Raw genomic sequence first — 20203 nt, 5'->3', positions numbered from 1 at the left:
GGAGTTTGGGGTGAAAGTTCTCGTTCTCGGCGGTGACGGCTTCTGCGGCTGGCCCTGTGCGGTGAACCTGGCTGATCAGGGCCACGACGTGCTGATCGTGGACAACCTCAGCCGTCGCAAGATCGATATCGACCTTGAGGTTGAGTCGTTGACGCCGATCGTGAGCATCGGCGAGCGCCTCAAGGTCTGGGAGGAGACCGGTGGCAAACCGATGCGGTTTGTCCACATGGACATTGCCCATGAGTACCAGCGGTTGCTGGATCTGCTTCAGGACGAGCGCCCGGATTCCGTGGTCCACTTCGCGGAACAACGTGCCGCCCCCTATTCGATGAAGAGCAGCGCCACCAAGCGCTACACCGTCGATAACAACGTCAACGGAACCCACAACCTCCTGGCCGCCATCGTTGAAAGCGGTCAGGACATCCACGTGGTGCATCTGGGCACCATGGGCGTCTACGGCTACGGCTCCCACCGCGGAGCCACCATTCCAGAGGGCTACCTGAAGGTGGAAGTGCCTCAGCCCGACGGCAGCCGCTTCGAGGAGGAAATCCTCCACCCGGCAAGCCCCGGCAGCGTCTATCACATGACCAAGACGCTCGATCAGCTTCTCTTCCTCTACTACAACAAGAACGACAAGGTCCGCATCACCGACCTGCACCAGGGCATCGTCTGGGGAACCAACACCGATGCCACTGACCGCGACCCGCGGCTCACCAACCGCTTCGATTACGACGGCGATTACGGCACGGTGCTGAACCGCTTCCTGATGCAGGCCGCGATCGGCTACCCGCTCACCGTTCATGGGACCGGTGGCCAGACCCGCGCCTTCATCCACATCCGCGATTCCGTGCGCTGCGTTCAGCTGGCGCTGGAGAACCCTCCGGAACAAGGGGAGCGAGTCAAGATCTTCAACCAGATGACCGAAAGCCATCAGGTGGGCGAACTGGCCAAGAAGGTGGCCGCTCTCACCGGCGCTCAGGTGAACAACCTGGCCAACCCCCGCAACGAGGCCGTTGAAAACGATCTGATCGTGGACAACCACTGCTTCATCGAGCTGGGCCTCAACCCCACCACCCTCGATGACGGCCTGCTGAAGGAAGTTGTGGAGATCGCCACCCGCTACGCCGACCGTTGCGACCGCAACCGCATCCTCTGCACCTCCGCCTGGACCAAAACCCAGGCCCAGGCAATTCAATCTCATTAATCACTATTGAATATAAGGCATAACCGGTGGAAAAAAATTACTCCGAGTCTTTCACCTCTCAACTGTCTGAAGCAGTTAGAAACTATGAAAACTCACCACGCCTTTTGCACGAATTAATAGAACATGCCAAGACCAATAAGCCTGGTTCGCTGAATACTCTTTTTAAAATACAATCCCTTCTTCAAAAGAGATACAAAGGTCTCAATAGACCTGAACTAAAAGATGGAACGAGTGAGACAGCAGACCTCACACAAATTAGAGAATTTTATTCAAGATTTGCAAATCCAAAACATACGGAATACTCAGAAAGCAAGAGTGGTCCACGTTCTTCAAATGAAAGATATATAAAGAATAGGAAGTCGCGTGCCTGGGGGTTCCACAAAGGGGAAAGAACATCTCTTTCTACCAATGAGCTTTCACTGCCTAAATCAGGCGGTGGCAATGCAAATATTTTTATTGTGACACCCTGTTATAACTCAGAACAATATCTATCAAAAACCATAAATTCAATAATCAGTCAAGTTTCAGATAAATACGACATCTATTACCATATTCAAGATGGCGGCTCTTCAGACAAAACAATATCAATCATTAAAGAGTGGGGACGCATAATCGAACAATTAAAAGAACTATCACCTGATTTCAGACTATACTTTAGCTGGGACAGCGAAAAAGACAGTGGCATGTATGAAGCGATAAAAAAAGGCTTTGATGGATTTAGGATATTCCCAAGTGACATCTGCACTTGGATTAACAGTGATGACGTATTGGAGATTGGATCATGCGCATTGGTTTACTCATTATTCTCGAATAATATTTCAATTGACTGGATTATTGGAAAACAAAAATGTATATCCTCAAATGACACAATTCTCTCAACAGATTTCAAGGGATATCCACGACAGATTATTGAAGCTGGTTTTTGCGAAGGGAAAAACTGGCCATTCATACAGCAAGAAGGATCTTTTTGGTTATTCTCATTGTGGGATAAAGTAAATGGTATTGATGAAAAATATAAATATGCTGGAGACTGGGACTTATGGCGAAGATTTGCAAAGTCATCTCAGCCATTATGTGTGGACCAAGCACTAGGAAGCTTCAGAAAGCATAGCAATCAAAAAACAAACAATATTGCGGCATACTTTGCTGAAATGAACGAGGCCATTGAAAAGGATCAGCGAAAAGATATTAATAATGTAGAAAACAAGAAACTAAGCTTTGATATTATAAAATACGTACCAGAAAATACTGCAGATCCAAAATTTGAGGTTTTTGAAAGCGATGTGAAATCCGTAAATTTTGCCGTCAACCTTATTAATTCACCGAGAGGAAACGATGTTCTTAGACGCTCAAGTGATTACCAGGGAAAATCTATCAACTCAAAAAAATCAATAAAACCACTAAAAATTGCTACATTTTGCACTCTCCTTCAAGGAGGTGCAGGCCAAGGCAGTCTCAGAAGAGTTCAAGCATTAAGACAACTTGGTTTAGACGTAAGGATATTTACGTTGAATGCAGGATCGTATTCTAATTTACACTATGTTTATGAAGTTTCCCCTCCAATTGAAAACTATACAGATAAAACGACTTGGCAACTTATTGAAGCCGATAGAATAGAACTGGTAGACAACGATTCAACGAGAGGCGAATTCTTTTCAGCCGATATAGCATTATGCAACGGTGAAAATTTAACTAGCATATTAAATTGGGCGGATGCAATACATTTACATTGGATCTCAGGGTTTATTGATCTTCCAAACTTTTTAAGTATGTGCAGAAAAAAGAATTTACCGATATTTTGGACTACAGGAGATATGTTCCCCGTAACAGGTGGCTGTCACTATAGCGAAGGGTGCGATAAGTTTCTAAGTGAATGCGACTCATGCCACCAAGTATTTCCAAGTAAACAAAATTACATCAAGCACGTTCACAAAAAAAAGACGCTTGCACTGAAAAATTCGGGCATAACTTTTGTATACCCATCACATAATATAAAAAATCTAATCTCTGGGTCTCAACAACACATGGCAACAACACATGTGGTTATACCAAATGCATACCCAGTAAATAATTTTCGACAATATGCTAACACTCATGATCACAGTAGTTCTTGCTTTATTGAAGATAACAGCGTATCGCATTTCGAGAGTTCTACTTTTAATGTACTGGTTATGTCAACTGAAGAAACTAAACCTAGAAAAGGTGGCTTAATAGCAAAACAACTTATATCACGTCTAACACATTTATCAACAACAAAAAAGATTCCAGATATTCGTATTTTGGGACTAGGTAATGAGGCGCTACCAGATTCAAATCAATACAATGATAAAGTTGTTAAATTCACAAAAGGTCTAAGATTTGATCGACTATGTCAACACTTTTACTCGTCTAATTTATTTATTTCATTGAGTATTGAAGATGTTGGTCCAATGACCGTTTGTGAGTCTTTGTTATGCGGTACACCAGTACTTGGATTTAATATAGGAATACTAGCAGATATTGTCTCTTACTTTAAGGTAGATGAAATATGTAGAACAATACCTCCTTCTTCCGTGTCATCACTTGCAGATTCTGCAGCAGATTTTATAAACAGATTAAACACATGTGACCAAAGGTTAATCAAGAAGAAATGCATAGATACAGCTAAATTGTATGCAGATCCTTATAGTAATGCTAGAAAGCATTATAATGAATATTTGAGGGGTATTTCTAATGCCTAAGGTATCTATTGTAATGCCTACTTATAATAGTTCATTAACTTTACCAAAAAGCTTAGATTCAATTGCTTCTCAGACATTTGATGACATAGAACTATTACTAATTGATGGTGCTAGTAATGATGCAACTCTTGAAATTGCCGATGCATATAACCATATAGTGTCTTTATGTATAAGCGAAAAAGATAATGGCATGTACGACGCAATAAATAAAGGTATAAAGGCTTCAACAGGAGAATATATTATAATATTAAATAGTGACGACTTGTATTTCCCAAAAACAATAGAACACTTAATTGGTATCGCATCAATGCATGATGATAGAACGATAGTTTCGGCCTTGGCGTGTGAGTTTAGTGAACGAGGTAGGCAGTTTATTCGAAATATTCCGATACGTTCGTGGAACTATTCTGCACATCTGCGAATGCCCTTGAGGCACGAATTGATGTTAATTCCCGGCGATATATATAGTGAGCTCGGTGGATACGACACATCGTATAAGCTTGCAGGTGACTTAGATATATGTTCACGCATTAAATTAGATGATTCTATTAAGGTTATCCAAGAAGAGATATACTTAATGGGGTTCAGAGCTGGTGGAATGGGATACATGTTAAATACAACTTTAATCAATGAACGAATTCAACATTATAAAAAAATATTTGGTGAATTACCAAATCCATTTCTTGATACTTTAGCAAGGGATGCCTCACCACAACAACTATATGAGCAATTATCGCAAATCAATTTTGCAGACCTGACTAACTCTGATAATTTAATTTTGGCATGTAGAGACTACCTTGGAACAAGAGGATATTATCAAATTGAAGGAAACCTGCCTAAGTGGAAAACTTTGACAAATTGGGCAAATGAATTGAATGTATAGTTACAAAGGTATTTAATTTTTGAGAGTTTGGTCTACTTAAGCAAAATCACTAGCGTCCATGCATGTATAGGACAAGTTAACTAGGAAATTGGTTGTTTAACATTAATGTATCCAAAAAATAAATAAGAATTTCCCTACCATAGTCAGAGTTTCCATGGATCTCTTGAGGATTATGATCACGTAAGTAACGTAAAGGTGTTGAAATGCCATAGCTACAGAGTAAGTGAGTAGGTGGCACAAGAAAGGAGATAGAGGAATTTGATTTCAGGCTTTCGTCTGAATAATTTCTTATATGATGAATCAGATGTTTGATCTGATTTTGATGTTGTTCGATATTGATAGTTATTTTGCTTTGTGGCCGGCATGGTGCACCCAAAAAGTAGGCTTTTGCTGGAGCGGCTATTAAAACTTGTGAGACTATTTTTGCACGGTTTTGAATTGGTGCGTGGTAAAAATGGTATGAATGTACAATGGTTTTAATGACTTCCAAACTTAAAAAGTTTAGAGTTTTCCCACCGGCATATTGATTAACATCTAATTTTGAAGTCATGCTAACTATAAGTATATGGTCATAATTTGAACATTGTGTTACAAGTGAAGCTTGGTGATCATAAATGTCTCCATTGGGAAGACATGTCCAATTTACGAAATGGATATTATTAGAACCATAAAAATCCAAAATAAAAGTATCTCTGTAGTTATTATTAGAATTAACTAACTGATCCCAGCCAAGCTTGATTGCCGCCAGATGGGAATTGCCGATAACAAGAATTCTTTTCACTGTCTGAACGCTTCTAGCAATGCTTCTTCGCATTGTATCTTATCACTCGAAGTAGACTGGTTATTTATTTTCCTTTGCTTGGATATATTACTTACATGAGGTTTGTGCTCAGCGAAAAAATGTTTCATCACACTTTCAACAGCTTCAGATCGAATAGTTCGAAGATTGTCAGAAAAGAATGTCGAATGAGATCTAGGGTTTGTAATAAGTTCATATGACGGAAAATAATCTACGTGAGCCTGCTTCTCATAAAGATGACCAGCTACAGCTCGAAGAATGGATTTAGAATAACAAGTGGCTGCCAAAACATGCCTTCCAGTAGCAGTAGCTGTGAGTGGAACTGGTGAGACTGTTAAAATGATCTTGAAAGGGCGACCGGACCTTATTTGTTTCACGCTTTGTTGAAAAGAATTAAAATCTGAAATGATATCATTAAATCCTGTATTAATCAGATGATAATTATCTGGATTGTATCCTCCAGCAATAACACCAGGAGCTATAGGGTAAGCTGTGTTTGATTTTTTATTTACCCATACTTCTGTAAGACCTAATGTAAATATAAAAACATCTAACTGCTTAAACATTTTTCTGACATTATCAATATGGCACTGTCTCTGAAACTCTACTTCCTCAGGAGAATCAAAACCTTGAGGCTGAATACTTGGCCTGATAGCATCGTAATATCGGCCATTGTTACGCCAAATATAATCGTCTGGCTTGTAACTGCCTAATGCTTCATCTGCAAGTTGCCTTAATTGTAATACATTATAAATGTTACCGTACCTTGAACTGTACATCCCATAGCCGTATTTACGACATAGTTCTGGAGGGAATCCCGCTGGAGCAATCTCAGTATCAAGAAAATTAAAACCAGAAATTTTTAATTTATCAGCTATATGTTGTGCAAAACAAGATCCAGCCGAAGCTATTTTTGAATTAGAGGAGATATTAAATTTTTTTTTGTAAATATCTTTTATGAAAAAAGGAGACTCCTTGAAAACCCCAGTTTTCCAAAAAGCAATTTCTGGCAGATCTTCGTAGGGATTCATTAATTATACTAAAATAGAATTTTAACTGTTAACACAATTAGAACAAAGAAAAGTTACTGATCTTATAATTGTCCTTATTCTAAAAACTGTGCTACTGCATTTTCCTTACTTCTATCGATTATTCTTTCATAGGCACTTAAAATATCTTGCCTTGGTATGAGGTTACGACCTTCGAGGAAACTGGCTGATTTCTTAAGAAAGGAATCTGCGTGATCTACAAGATCATTAGCTAATCCTAACTTACGAAGGATTTTTTCTTGGATATAAGACCTAGAGCGAAACACCTGATTATAATCTATTAGGTGAACAGTAAAGTTGGCTGAATTCTGACTTGTATTGAAATACTCGTCTAAAAAATTATTCATGACATTATATTCGTGAGAACACTGCTCATAACTTCTAAGGGGATCCCATGAATCCTTCATGTTTTCAGCTCGTTTAGTACAAGAATGAAGTGCATCTATTGGATCTCTTAATATATGAAAAATATCAACTTTAGAATTACTAAAGTTTTTTTGCATGTGAGGTATTGCATAATGCAACATAGGACGTTTGTCGCCAATAAATGGATAACCTGCAATCGCCTTATCGTCGAGAGGTATGCCCGGTGAATTAGTCTTCATGCCTTGGGCCTTTATTCGTGCATTAATTAAGTTCATTTGTGTTAACTTCTTTTGGATATTTATTGGGTTAAAGGAATCAGGACAAGATGCTTGATAAGGATTTGTCAACTCAGTGAATATGTATAATTTTTCTCGAAGGAGAACTCTCAACAAACTACCCAATGCAGTTGTGCCAGCGCGAGGCAAACCTGAAACAAATATAAAGTGTTTATCAATAATAGTTGATTCGTTGTCTTGTGAAAGGTTGGTAATGGGCAGAATTTTACTAGCATCATATATTCCCCTTAAATTAAAAATAGTTTTTCTATAATTATCATTTTTGCAAAGTTTTTCGTATGTCCAGTCAGATGATTCTAGAGATAGCAAATCAATATATTGTGATTCAGCTTTCTTGAAGTGACCAGATCTACAAAGCAAATCAGCAAGATATTTTATAACATTGGTATTATTGGGAAAATAAGATTTTGCCTCATCAATGGCACCAAGAAGAGATGGTATATTATTGATAGAAATCAAACAACGAAATCTCGAAACAAAATATTGCCATTTATGAGGTTTTTCAGAAGAAAGTTTTTCCCATAACATCAGGGCTGATTCAAGGTCACCGTTGCTTTCATGATTCAAAGCACGATGTTCTGTATCTTGTATATTCATATTTAATCACACTCAATATAAGCTTCGCGTTTGAAGTTTACTGATGGATTATGGTCCCATCCATCAGGTATGGCATCTACTGGAAAAAACACAAGATCTGCTTGCCACAAACGCTCGTGATAATAACACCTATCAACCATGTCCCTGAATGCAAAACCCTTCTCCTCGAGAAAACTAACAGTTTCGGAAAACTTATGTAATGCGGCTTCCACCAAGATAATAGAGAATGATTGCAGAAGATCTCCACATCCTTTGAGAACAAGTAGATCGGACCCATCAGTATCAATTTTGAGGAGAGAATTGGCGGGTATTGCGTCGAACATTGAATCAAGCCTTTTGATTTCCACCTCAGAACATCTGACAATTGAGAGGCCATTAGGTTCAATATAGTGTGGCGACATTCGGGCGTGAGTAATCACTCCGTCCTTTTTTAAACTTGTTTCAATAATATACGTTATTTCATTTTTATCTGCTAAAGCTATATTGTGCAAAGAATGGTTTATAGAGGCGTAATAAGTATATATTTTCTCATTGTAAATGGTACTTGGCTCAAATAAATAGTGGAGAGCATCGGGGAAGAGATTAATCAACTCCTGGGTTCTTTCGTTAACGCCTACGTCAAAAACAGTGTTAATCTTATTTCCGGAGTCTAAATATCGCTTTAAAAAGGAATTTTTGCTAGAAACCTTAGTACCCTTCATGGTTGGGCTACAGCCGAAAGTAACTTCATTATAAGCGCTAAAGAGTAAGACTGAAGCTTCTAGCAACCAAATTAGTTCACAAATTTTTTTCATCCTTACAGAGTGACAACTGAACACTGATAGCAACAGTAATACTTCATGAAAACATAAAAGTTTTATAAACTCTTGGGATATTTGTCAATTAAGCCTATACCAGCCAAGTCGTATAAAATGGATGCATTACCTATATTCTCTGATATGGAGATAGGAGATTAAAATCCAGAGCATAAATAGTTGTGCAGTACATTTAATATGCGAACAAAAAACTGAAGCGGTTCACCAGTCAGGCATTACAAATAAAATTTATAAAAGTGCAAGTACAAACAAAGAAATGAATAAAGTTAGATCCGCATTGCGAGCCCTTGGTAACATTAATTTTGTGAGAAAAATTATAGGCAGGAGGGCTAAGTAAGAAAGGACATAAAGCTTGGGCAATACATAAATATTTTGTATCACGATCATATCCTACGGGCTTATTAATGAATGCTGGAATGATTACGCAATGTACTAAGATTGCAAAAGAATCTTTTAGTGAATTGAATGATTAATTATAAAAATAATTTTGGTGTTGCTTGGGCTATGATAAGTAGTATCTTCTTAAGACCATATCGAATATCACTCACCTTCAAAGCATAACGAGATAAGAAAATGCGACATCGCGAAGACCTATTGTCGTCAGGTTGGCGAAAAAAGATAAAGCTGATAGCAAGAGACTTGGGATCAACTCAAGCCACGCAAATAGAGAACCTTGGATAGGGCTAGAGCACAGCTTCGATAAAACCAAACCCGGCCAAACAAACAGTGACTCCAGGTTAAAGAGCCAACATAACTAATTAATCACAAAGCACCGAAAATAAAACTCTTTTCCCATACCTGGAACTCAACGTAGACCAAGAAACCACAAGCAGACCCAAGCTAAGCGACTCCAAGCAGGTCGCGGCCTGAACAACCTTAGCAGGGCAGTTATTAAAGACCATTCCTCCCCAGTTAAAAGTAAAATTCGAACTACAGCGGTAGGAAGAGTGACCAGCTGGCTACATCTCATCATAAACGATCAGTAGCAATAACAACTATTGAACACTGTCAAAGCTTCTCCTTCTAAACAACCAATATCTGCACAAAACCAAGTGCTATAGCTCAAAACGAACTTTCAAAGTAACCCTGTTTGGTCACACTTTAAAGTGAAATTAGAAAGTACGACTGCAAGACTGCTCAAACCTTTCAAACGGTAATGTGGCTTATCACGTAAACCATTGACCAGCTGCAAATAACGCTATATGTACACACTACAGCCGTAAAATCTTGATGGATAGCAACAGAAAAGATCTTCTGATTATATTACCTATTTGCATGACTGAATAAATCAAAGGACGCAAATAAATTCAATGGGCGTTGATCCACTGCCTTCACAGCAGGGGCTTGGGAGGGACAAAAGAGGCCAGAATTTGTAAGAGACAATGTAAAATGATTAAATTGACAACCTCGAGAAGCGTCACAACTCAAAACCTGAACTAACCATCACACAGACAGGTATTTCGCTGCAGGTGATGTCGATGTCTGCTGATATAGCAGGCATGAGCCGATTGGTATGCAGCAAGCCGACAATTAAGTTACGATCTGATCACCTCCATCGAAAATTACTCTCTTGTTCGTTCACTCAGTCTCAGTAACTCTTTAAGAGCGCTAGTGGGAGGTATAGAGATTGACAGATAAGGTGGACACCTCGCAATAAGCATCGACAGCCTGCAATACTGAGGAAACGAAGGTGGAGAGCCTTAAAGCAAAGTGGCAAACCGTAAAATCAAACTCGAAGAACCAACCAAACTATTCAGACAGTTCACCAGCTTCGCGTGGCTTGAGCCGAGCCCAATCCTGAATGCTGTGCCACAGAATTTAAGAGATATAGCTGCAACTTAGGCATCAAGTTTTTGGGTCTATGACCCTCAGGCTCTTAAAAGTCATCAGTGGCATAAATATTGATCCAGCAGGCAGCCTGCTCAATTGACCAGTACGGCCTAAGACAAGCACCAAGCTCATAACCATATTCCATCATCAACCCCTCCAAGCCAAAGCGATTTCACAGTGAAACTTTTGCAAGGGAAGTCAATTAGAGATTAGTTGTATAAAATTTAAAGCCAATCCCGAAAATTAATGACAGCCACGCTAAAGCGTCGGCAACTTTTATCGCAATATTTCATTGACGCCTGTCTTGCATAAGCGAATCAACGCTACATAGAGCTAATTTTTAAGTGCAGACAAGGCGCTGAATTCAGTTGTCTCCATTCGGGCAGGCTCTCCCTGACCGCCTCAGCTAACTGCTTGATCTGAATACTAAATTCTTTGAATTACACTACTCAAAAACAACCAAATAAATCTTGCTAGAGATCGTAAAACCATCTGAATACATATTCAGAGAAACTCGTCGGAACAGAGATAGGCTTCATAAGCTCAGTTCCGGCCAGGTCATGTCCGCACTCCAAGAGCTTCAAATCAAAATCTCTACATTTATTAGAATGGTAACGATACTGGAGCAATTCAAGGTAAAGCGGCTTTCATGCCTTTACTAACGATCCGACTAAAGATCCCAGTTTAACTAGATTAGCCTGAGCTATGAGACCAAGCATTAACTGCAGGGGGGATCGACAGAACCCCCTGGGGCGAGCGAATCTGGGTCACCGCTTTCAGGACACGATGGCCGCGACACCGCTGATTCCTGTGATCCTTTGCGGAGGAACCGGCACACGCCTGTGGCCGCTGTCGCGGGCGAGTTACCCCAAGCAGTACTGGCCCCTAAGCGGTGACGGCGAAGCGACGCTGCTGCAGCAGACCCAGCAACGGCTGACAGGGCTCGAGGCCTTAGCGGCTCCCTTGCTGATCTGCAATGAAGACCACCGCTTCATCGTGGCCGAGCAGATGCGCCAGATCGGGGTTGAACCGAACGCGATCCTGCTGGAGCCGATGGGCCGCAACACCGCCCCGGCGGTGACGGTGGCCGCACTGCAGGCCACGGCCAACGGCGAGGACCCCCTGCTGCTGGTGCTGGCGGCGGATCATCTGATCCGTGATGGAGCACAGTTCCGCCAGGCCATCAACGCCGGCCGCAAGCCGGCAGAAGAAGGCCGCCTGGTGACCTTCGGCATCGTGCCGACGGCCCCGGAAACTGGCTACGGCTACATCGAGGCCAGCGAAACGTTCTCCCTCGGAGAACCCGCCCATGTGACGATCAAGCGCTTCGTCGAGAAGCCCGACCAGGCCACAGCAGAGCAGTTTTTGGCCACCGGCCGCTTCACCTGGAACAGCGGCATGTTCCTGTTCCGCGCCAGCGCGATGCTGGCGGAACTGGAGCGGCTGGCACCAGAGGTGGTGAGTTGCTGCCGGGCAGCGCTGGAGCAGGACACAGCCGACCTGGAATTCCATCGGCTGGAGCGGGAGGCCTTCGCCAAGTGCCCCAACGTGGCCATTGACGTGGCCGTGATGGAAAAAACGGAACTGGGCAGTGTGCTGCCGCTGGATGCGGGCTGGAGTGATGTGGGCAGCTGGAGTGCCCTCTGGGACACCTCAGAACAAAAGGATTCCCAAGGAAATGTGCTGCAGGGCCACGTGATTGCCGAAGAAAGCCGCGACTGCTATCTACGCAGCGAACACCGTCTGGTGGTGGGGCTGGGGGTTGAAAACCTGGTGGTGGTGGAAACCGACGACGCCGTGTTGATTGCGGATCGCTACAAGGCCCAGGAGATCAAGACCGTGGTGAAGCAACTGGAGGCCGCCGGCAGCCCGGAAGGCAAGGCGCACCGCAAGATCTATCGCCCCTGGGGCTCCTACACGGGTGTGGTGGAGGGCAGCCGCTGGCAGGTGAAGCGGATCTCGGTGAAACCCGGCGCAAGCCTATCGTTGCAGATGCACCACCACCGGGCCGAACACTGGATCGTGGTGCGGGGAACAGCCATTGTTGAGCGCGACGGAGAAGAGCAACTGCTGGGCGAGAACCAGAGCACCTATATCCCTCTTGGCTGCAAACACCGCCTGTCAAATCCAGGAAAAATTCCTGTAGAGCTCATTGAAGTACAGAGCGGCGAATACCTCGGTGAAGACGACATTGTGCGGTTTCAGGACCGTTATGGACGCAGTGATGCAATAATGACTAAAGCAAAAGCTTGAAATGAAGAAAGCACTTATTACTGGCATCACCGGCCAAGATGGAAGTTACTTAGCAGAATTACTTCTTGACAAGGGATACGAAGTGCATGGCATTAAACGTCGCGCCAGCAGCTTCAATACAAGTCGCATTGATCACCTATATCAGGATCCGCACGAAGCTGACCCACGCTTGATTCTGCATTATGGAGACTTAACCGATAGCACCAATTTGATCAGAATTATCCAACAAGTTAAGCCCGATGAAATTTATAATTTGGGTGCCCAAAGCCACGTAGCAGTCAGCTTTGAAGCGCCCGAATATACAGCCAATAGTGATGCGCTGGGAACACTCAGAATCCTTGAAGCTGTACGAATTCTGAACTTAACTGAGACTTGTCGAATTTACCAAGCCAGCACAAGTGAACTTTACGGACTTGTGCAGGAAGTACCTCAAAAAGAAACCACACCTTTTTACCCGAGAAGCCCCTATGGCGTAGCGAAGCTTTACGGCTACTGGATCACGGTGAACTACCGCGAGGCCTATGGCATGTATGCCTGTAACGGCATATTATTTAATCACGAAAGTCCTAGACGTGGTGAAACTTTTGTGACACGGAAAATCACAAGAGGCATGGCTCGCATTAATGAAGGACTTGATGATTGCTTATACATGGGTAATCTCGACTCTTTGAGAGACTGGGGTCACGCAAGGGATTACGTGGAAATGCAGTGGCGGATGCTTCAGCAGGAGGGTCCACCTGAAGATTTTGTGATAGCAACAGGCCGACAGGAGAGCGTCCGGCGATTCATCGAACTCACTGCAGAATCACTGGGATGGGGATCGCTAATATGGGAGGGCGAAGGAGTAGATGAGGTGGGGCGCCGCAGCACCGGTGAAGTGGTTGTGCGCATTGATCCTCGCTACTTCCGACCTGCAGAGGTGGAGACCCTGCTTGGCGATCCCAGCAAAGCTCATGAGAAACTGGATTGGACACCTACCACCACCCTGGAAGAACTTGTTGCCGAGATGGTTGAGGCAGACAAAGAAGAAGCCAGGAAAGAAGCGTTACTACGTCTCAAAGGATTCAACGTAGTGGGATCGATGGAGAACCCACCGACCACCTCTGCAGCGATTCAGGCCAACAGGAGCAAAGGTTGATGGGGACATTAATCAATAAAAACGATCTCTTTTTCGTTGCTGGCCATGGCGGCATGGCCGGCAGCGCAATCTGTCGAGCTCTGCAACGCTCTGGTTACAAGAATTTATTGACTGCAAACCGCAATGAACTGAATCTCTTAAATCTCCAAGCTGTGCAGAAATGGTTTGCTAAAAACAAACCAACTGTTGTGGTGCTAGCCGCTGCCAAGGTAGGCGGCATTCATGCCAATAACCTATATCCAGCAGATTTTTTGCTGGAGAACCTAAAAATTCAAAATAATGTGATCGAAACTGCGTGGCAGAGTGGAGTCAGGCGCTTACTATTTTTGGGTAGCAGCTGCATTTATCCCAAATTCGCAGAGCAGCCGATTAAAGAGGAATCGCTATTAACAGGATCTCTAGAGCCAACCAATGAATGGTATGCGATTGCAAAAATAGCTGGAATCAAATTATGTGAATCACTAAGAAAACAATATGACTTTGATGCGATTAGCTTAATGCCTACGAATCTCTATGGGCCTGGAGATAATTATCACCCCGAGAACAGCCACGTCCTACCTGCATTAATTCGCCGATTCCATGAAGCAAAAGAGTTAGGTGCAGAGAGTGTTACTTGCTGGGGGACAGGAACGCCAATGCGTGAATTTCTTCATGTTGATGATCTTGGCGATGCATGTGTATTTTCACTTGAGAATTGGAGCCTTAACAGCAGCAATGCGCCAACAGACGAAACAGGAAGATTGCTGCCATATTTAAACGTTGGTACCGGCAGCGATTTATCAATTAAACAACTTTCTGAATTAATAGCAGAAAAAACAGGTTTCATGGGCGTTATCCATTGGGACAAAGATAAACCAGACGGAACCCCAAAAAAACAATTAGATGTTGGCAGACTAACAAAACTTGGCTGGAAATCCAAAATATCACTCGACAAGGGATTAACTGAATCAATAGATTGTTTCAAGAGCCAGCTAAAGGATCCAAATTCAGGCATTCGATTATGATAACAACTGAATACATTTATCAAAGAATCCTCGAGGCTGCTTGAATGTACTTTATATTTATGCACTTACTGACAAATACAAGTTATTACTTATGGTCTTTGCTCCTGGATTTTAAAGAAGACAATTCATGAAGGCTCTGATTGTTGGTGTTACCGGCCAAGATGGCGCATATTTAGCACGCTACCTCTTGGATATTGGCTACAAAGTGATAGGAACTAGTCGAGATTGCCAAAGTTGCGACGTCTCAAGACTGTCTCTACTCGACATAGACAATAATATTGAGCTAACGTCATTAGCGCCAAACGATTTCAGAAGCGTCTTGAAAGTCGTTTCAACAGTAATGCCTGATGAGATATACAATCTATCTGGTCAAACTAGCGTTGGACTTTCATTTGATCAGCCAGTAGAGTGCATGGAGTCAATTGTATCTTCAACGCTAAATTTTTTAGAAGTAATACGATATTTAGGTAATAATATCAAATACTTTAGTGCAGGAAGTTCAGAGTGTTTCGGAGATTGTGGAATGTTAGCAGCTACGGAAGAAACTAAGTTTAAGCCAAGGAGTCCATATGGGGTAGCAAAATCAGCTTCTTTCTGGCAAGTTGCTACTTATCGGACAGCATATGATATGTATGCTTGCACTGGAATTTTAGCTAATCACGAATCACCACTAAGACCAAAAAAATTCGTTACCAGAAAAATTATAGACGGTGTCATTGCAATTAAGCAAAATCGTTTGAAGTCACTAAAATTAGGAAATCTAAATATTTTCAGAGATTGGGGGTGGGCGCCTGATTACGTCAAAGCAATGCATCTAATGCTTCAAGCTCCTATTGCAAAAGATTATTTAATTGCTTCAGGCCATACCAGCTCTCTTCGCGAATTTGTATCTCATGCATTTGATATTGCAGGCTTAAATGAAGCAAAATATTTGCAAGTTGATGATTCCTTAAAAAGGCCATCAGACCTTGCTTACTCTGCTCTAAGTCCTCAACTAATAAAAACAGACCTTGGATGGTCATCATCAAAAACAATTGAAGAAATTGTAAAAAAAATGTATCTCGGAAATTTATTCTGAACAAAAAATTTATTAATAGATTTGCACTTGACATTCAGAGTGCCAGCGAAACAAAAAATTTACACGCGTCATCGCAAATGCTATTATGGTACTCCATTGCTTTTTCTCAAAAAAACAATGCAAGGTGAAAATGCAAAAGAAAATGAACAATCAGGCTTATATCTAAGAAAGGATGCGGCCGGCATCTTGCTCAATCAATTATTTATATGCAAATTTGCATCAAAAGAGCTAAAGCAAACTATTCTTCAACTTAAGAGTGAATTAAACCTAATATCAAGTAGCATTTTATCCTTAGATTGGTTCATTTCCAGCTTATGTTCATCCATAGAGTCGCCGGACACGGCAATACAAATTCAGCAATTCTTGGAGGAACAATCACAAAGCTCTGAATGTAAAATATTCTTTTTAGAGGAGGCTAATAACAAAAGCAGATCATTGCCCAACGATGATTTGGAATCATCTTCAAACATTATTGTAAATACAGCAGTTCATGTTCGTATCGCTGAAACAATTCTAGCTCGTTCAGTGTCCAATGAAGAAATCAAAAGTTTAGATGATTTACTAGAATGTTCACAAGGTGATGTATCTATATACGCAGAAGCACTATTTGATTCTGAAGAATATAAATCAAGAAAAGATAACGAAAGGTCGATATTGCCTCATCTTAGCGATGCTGAGTACATCATATATCTCTTTAACGGAATATTGGGGCGTTTCCCAACAACATATGAGGTCTGGGGATGGGCTTATCATCATTTAATTGACGATTATACAAGAAAGCAAGCTTTTGCAGCTATTCAAGCATCAATAGACCCATTATTTCTGCAAAATAATTTAGTATTAGAAACTTTTGGAAGAAATAAAATTTTAAATCCTGGAACTAATAAACACAAGCCTGAGCATAGTGGTGCTTTGATTATGGGCACTAATCAACATATTACAGTTAAGGATTGGGACGAAATTAAATCGAATTTAAACAAACGAAGCAGTAATGACTTTGCTAGGATCGCAAAGAATAGTATTTTCTATAAAGAACATAATACAAAAACGCCTGACAACCCTTCTCTATCAATTATCACAAGCCTATATAATGGAGACAAATTCATAAGAAACTTTATGGAAAATATGGTTAACCAGATAAATTTTGACAATTTCGAGCTGATAATTATTGATGCATGCTCGCCAGGCGACGAAAATACAATTATCAAGGAATACATGTGCAAGCATCCAAATATTATCTACCATAGGTGTGAAGATAGAATTTCTATATACGATGCATGGAATTTAGGAGTTTCAATGTCGAAAGGCAAGTATTTGACAAATGCTAACCTGGATGATTTACGAGCTCCTTATGGTTTAAGTATGCAGGTTGAATGCCTCGAGCGTTTTCCTTCATTTGACATTTGCTATGGCGATTTTTACTATTATTTTGAAGCAAATCCATCTTGGAATCTAATAGAGTCAATTGGAATAAAGAGCTCTTTAACGCATTTATCTCCCGGCATTTTGATTTCCTGCAATTACCCACATTGCGCTCCATTATGGAGAAAAAGCTTGCATCAAGAAGTCGGATTATTTGATGCAAAATATGCATCAGCTGCTGATTGGGAATTTTGGCTAAGATGCATTAAAGCTCATAAAAACTTTTACTTTATACCCATTCCTTTGTCTGGCTATTATCAGAATCCTGAAGGTATTTCTACATCATCAGAGACAAAAGGTATAGAAGAAGTTGCTTCAATAACAAATAAACACTTCAAGGATTTAATTATGACGGACGACTCAACTCTTATCATACCAGATGCTAAATTCAATCAATTGCACATCGCTTCTCGATCGTTGCCAAGACGTTCTCAGTTGTTATTATCGTACATTGAGTTACAATCTCGATATCGCAGCCTAAACTCTTCTAAATCATTCGTTCCTGTAACGTGAAAATACTTTTTGACCCTATTTTTTTCGAAATTGCTAATACAGGTATTGCTCGGGTCTGGGCATCGATTCTTCAAGAGTGGAACAAATCTGACATCAACAGGAGACATGAGATTTATATCTTAGACAGGTCAGATAAAGTACCGCATATTTCCAATTATTTCTACATTCCATTTTGCAAAAGCAAAGACTTTCGTTTTTCTGGCACTGATTCAATTGCTATTCAACACATCTGCGATGATCTAAAAATTGATGTTTTCATATCAAGTTATTATACATTCCCAATTAAAACAAAGTCTTTAATGATGGTCTACGACATGATTCCTGAGAAGTTTGACTTCCCTATGGATGATCCTGGCTGGCTTGAAAAGATTGCAGCAATCAAGCATGCCTGTGCATATACCTGCATCTCAAAAAGTACAGCTAATGACCTAAAAGAATTTCATCCCGAGATCTCCTCCAACTCTATCGATGTGAGTTACTGCGGAGTAAGTGAAGAAAAATTTCGTGTTCGAAGTGAAAAAGAACTTCGTGATTTTAAAAATATACATGGTTTAGACTATCCGTATTGGATATTTGTAGGGTCCCGTGATCAATACAAATCATACAAGAATACACGTTTATTTTTTAATGCTATTTCTGATGATTCTTCCATTAAGCCGTATGGTGTAATATGTGCAGGTGGTGATGAGAAACTTGAAGATTGGGTTCTACAAGCTCAGGCAAATCTAAAATATCCGATTAGACGATTTTATTTTGATGATACCTCATTATCTTTGGCTTATCAAGGTGCTTTAGGTCTGATTTATCCCTCACTTTATGAAGGCTTTGGTATGCCCGTCATCGAAGCTATGGCATCTGGTTGCCCTGTGATCACCACACAATGTGGTTCACTAGCCGAGGCTGGTGGTGAAGCAGCCTGCTACATCGATGGATCTTCAACCGATCAATTATTGTCTGTAATGGATCAATTAGTCAACGATCCTGTTTTTTCAGACAAGAAAAGACAAGCTGGTTTGGAGCACATAAAACATTTTAGTTGGAAAGCGATGGCCGATAAAATCATTCATCTTCTTGAAATTGTAGGCAATTATCCAATTGAAGCTGATGATCAAAGTCATTGTTTACGCCTCCGAATGGCTCAATCAGAGGTTCAACTATAATAATGCAAGATTCAATTAACAATTACCGCTTCTTCATCTCGATGCAACGTGCTGGAAGCAGCATGCTTAATACTATTCTTTCTGAATACTTCTCTTCAGTTGATTTACAGTATGGTAACCCTGAAGATGCAGCTTTTGTATCTGAAATCGGGCCTTCATCTGCTCCCGGATTGTATCTCAAAATGCTATCTGAAGGCCTGAAACTATTTATAGGTTTTCGAGGCCTCCCTGATTACGCTAAGCAAGAATTGTGCTTTTCTGACACTAAAGTTGTGTTTTTAATTCGACATCCATTAGACATTTTGGTTAGCCGCTACTATCAATTCTACAAAGTTTCTGATGGGGGACACACGAATCCTGGCAATCAAGACTTTCATCAAGAGATGATTAATATAGGGGAAAAGGCTCATTTTGTCGAAAAAGAACAAATCTTTTTGGAAGATTCTGTAAATGTACTTTCACAATATATAGAAATCAATGACTTACTCTCATACGAAGGTGCCTCCTGTCAGGTTTATAACTATGAATCATTCCTATTTAATAAGCCCCACCTCTTTTCCTGTATGATGAATCATATGGGTTTACCTGTGAATTCCAACGAAGTGATTCGTTCCTGCAAGTGCAGCGACAAGTACATCAAGCCGGGATCAAACCTCACAGGGCAACATGTTCGTCACATGTATCCTGGCGACTATTTAAATCATATGGACCAAGATTTGATAAATCAACTTTCAGATCAATTCAGAGAAATTGTACGTCCTTTAGGTTACTTATTGTAACTTATTTTGTCCCGACATGCCACCAATTTGTTGACACCTGTTCCATCAATACCTTAAAAATAAACTTATACACAATTTTGTACTTCCAAGCCTTCTAGATCTAGTAAAGCATACGATAGCAAATAATGTTTTTAATTTTGGCAAAACAGATGTACAGCAGGCATATATGCTTAATTCAACTCAACTGGACAGAAATTTGAGCATTATGAACACGTTAGATTTTTTTGAAGGATAGTCATTCTAACTCATGGCATTAATTCTTGATAGTCCTCTATTTTTGAAAGCCATGCTTTTAAT

Annotated in this window: 14 protein-coding genes; 10 read left to right on the top strand and 4 right to left on the bottom strand. The window is 41.0% G+C overall.

Going from position 1 to position 20203, the window contains the following annotated elements; all coding sequences use genetic code 11:
* Positions 1–10 precede the first annotated feature (10 nt).
* The 3 genes from SynA1562_RS00725 to SynA1562_RS00715 are packed head-to-tail and all read left to right on the top strand — an operon-like array spanning position 11 to position 4807.
* On the top strand, positions 11–1204 hold the full coding sequence (locus SynA1562_RS00725) for an NAD-dependent epimerase/dehydratase family protein (RefSeq protein WP_186494291.1): 1194 nt from the start codon (positions 11–13) through the stop codon (positions 1202–1204).
* A gap of 26 nt (positions 1205–1230) precedes the next feature.
* A complete protein-coding gene (locus SynA1562_RS00720) occupies positions 1231–3924 on the top strand; it encodes a glycosyltransferase (protein ID WP_186494290.1) in 2694 nt (897 codons plus the stop codon).
* Positions 3917–4807: a glycosyltransferase gene (locus SynA1562_RS00715; RefSeq protein WP_186494289.1), complete on the top strand. Its 891-nt coding sequence runs from the start codon at positions 3917–3919 to the stop codon at positions 4805–4807. Before SynA1562_RS00720 ends, SynA1562_RS00715 begins: the two co-directional genes overlap by 8 nt.
* 76 nt (positions 4808–4883) lie before the next feature.
* Here the strand turns inward: SynA1562_RS00715 and SynA1562_RS00710 are convergent, their stop codons facing one another.
* The 4 genes from SynA1562_RS00710 to SynA1562_RS00695 all read right to left on the bottom strand — a co-directional run bounded on the left by SynA1562_RS00710 (position 4884) and on the right by SynA1562_RS00695 (position 8615).
* Entirely contained in the window at positions 4884–5588 is a 705-nt protein-coding gene (locus SynA1562_RS00710; RefSeq protein ID WP_186494288.1) for a hypothetical protein, read from the bottom strand.
* Entirely contained in the window at positions 5585–6637 is a 1053-nt protein-coding gene (locus SynA1562_RS00705; protein ID WP_186494287.1) for a GSCFA domain-containing protein, read from the bottom strand. Before SynA1562_RS00705 ends, SynA1562_RS00710 begins: the two co-directional genes overlap by 4 nt.
* A 74-nt stretch (positions 6638–6711) precedes the next feature.
* The gene (locus SynA1562_RS00700) at positions 6712–7914 is read right to left on the bottom strand and encodes a M48 family metallopeptidase (protein WP_186494286.1); all 1203 of its coding nucleotides are present in this window, start codon (positions 7912–7914) and stop codon (positions 6712–6714) included.
* A gap of 2 nt (positions 7915–7916) precedes the next feature.
* Positions 7917–8615, bottom strand: coding sequence for an FkbM family methyltransferase (locus tag SynA1562_RS00695; RefSeq protein ID WP_186494285.1), 699 nt, complete (start codon positions 8613–8615; stop codon positions 7917–7919).
* Positions 8616–11345: 2730 nt separating this feature from the next.
* On the opposite strand from SynA1562_RS00695, the gene SynA1562_RS00690 reads away from it, so the two are divergent.
* The 7 genes from SynA1562_RS00690 (at position 11346) to SynA1562_RS00660 (ending at position 19906) form a co-directional block, all read left to right on the top strand.
* Entirely contained in the window at positions 11346–12812 is a 1467-nt protein-coding gene (locus SynA1562_RS00690; protein WP_186494284.1) for a mannose-1-phosphate guanylyltransferase/mannose-6-phosphate isomerase, read from the top strand.
* A gap of 1 nt (position 12813) precedes the next feature.
* Positions 12814–13950 (top strand): GDP-mannose 4,6-dehydratase, encoded by a 1137-nt coding sequence (gene gmd, locus SynA1562_RS00685; protein WP_186494283.1) that lies wholly within the window; start codon positions 12814–12816, stop codon positions 13948–13950.
* Positions 13950–14954: a GDP-L-fucose synthase gene (locus SynA1562_RS00680; RefSeq protein WP_186494282.1), complete on the top strand. Its 1005-nt coding sequence runs from the start codon at positions 13950–13952 to the stop codon at positions 14952–14954. Before gmd ends, SynA1562_RS00680 begins: the two co-directional genes overlap by 1 nt.
* Before the next feature lie 127 nt (positions 14955–15081).
* Positions 15082–16032, top strand: coding sequence for a GDP-mannose 4,6-dehydratase (locus SynA1562_RS00675; protein ID WP_186494281.1), 951 nt, complete (start codon positions 15082–15084; stop codon positions 16030–16032).
* Between the two features lie 39 nt (positions 16033–16071).
* Positions 16072–17967 (top strand): glycosyltransferase, encoded by a 1896-nt coding sequence (locus SynA1562_RS00670; RefSeq protein WP_186494280.1) that lies wholly within the window; start codon positions 16072–16074, stop codon positions 17965–17967.
* Positions 17964–19127: a glycosyltransferase family 1 protein gene (locus SynA1562_RS00665; RefSeq protein WP_186494279.1), complete on the top strand. Its 1164-nt coding sequence runs from the start codon at positions 17964–17966 to the stop codon at positions 19125–19127. Before SynA1562_RS00670 ends, SynA1562_RS00665 begins: the two co-directional genes overlap by 4 nt.
* Before the next feature lie 41 nt (positions 19128–19168).
* Positions 19169–19906, top strand: a complete 738-nt coding sequence (locus SynA1562_RS00660; protein WP_186494278.1) for a sulfotransferase domain-containing protein — start codon at positions 19169–19171, stop codon at positions 19904–19906.
* Positions 19907–20203 lie beyond the last annotated feature (297 nt).

The organism is Synechococcus sp. A15-62 (genome assembly GCF_014280075.1).
In the GTDB taxonomy this organism is placed as follows: Bacteria; Cyanobacteriota; Cyanobacteriia; order PCC-6307; family Cyanobiaceae; genus Parasynechococcus.
Note: the sequence above shows the minus strand (reverse complement) of the source record. Positions and strands in the feature narration are given on the sequence as shown.

Bases quoted from the DNA above. Each gene is read 5' to 3' on its own strand.
- SynA1562_RS00695 (WP_186494285.1), bottom strand. From the start codon at position 8,615: ATGAAGGGTACTAAGGTTTCTAGCAAAAATTCCTTTTTAAAGCGATAT.
- gmd (WP_186494283.1), top strand. From the start codon at position 12,814: ATGAAGAAAGCACTTATTACTGGCATCACCGGCCAAGATGGAAGTTAC.
- SynA1562_RS00690 (WP_186494284.1), top strand. From the start codon at position 11,346: ATGGCCGCGACACCGCTGATTCCTGTGATCCTTTGCGGAGGAACCGGC.
- SynA1562_RS00660 (WP_186494278.1), top strand. From the start codon at position 19,169: ATGCAACGTGCTGGAAGCAGCATGCTTAATACTATTCTTTCTGAATAC.
- SynA1562_RS00700 (WP_186494286.1), bottom strand. From the start codon at position 7,914: ATGAATATACAAGATACAGAACATCGTGCTTTGAATCATGAAAGCAAC.
- SynA1562_RS00675 (WP_186494281.1), top strand. From the start codon at position 15,082: ATGAAGGCTCTGATTGTTGGTGTTACCGGCCAAGATGGCGCATATTTA.
- SynA1562_RS00705 (WP_186494287.1), bottom strand. From the start codon at position 6,637: ATGAATCCCTACGAAGATCTGCCAGAAATTGCTTTTTGGAAAACTGGG.
- SynA1562_RS00715 (WP_186494289.1), top strand. From the start codon at position 3,917: ATGCCTAAGGTATCTATTGTAATGCCTACTTATAATAGTTCATTAACT.
- SynA1562_RS00680 (WP_186494282.1), top strand. From the start codon at position 13,950: ATGGGGACATTAATCAATAAAAACGATCTCTTTTTCGTTGCTGGCCAT.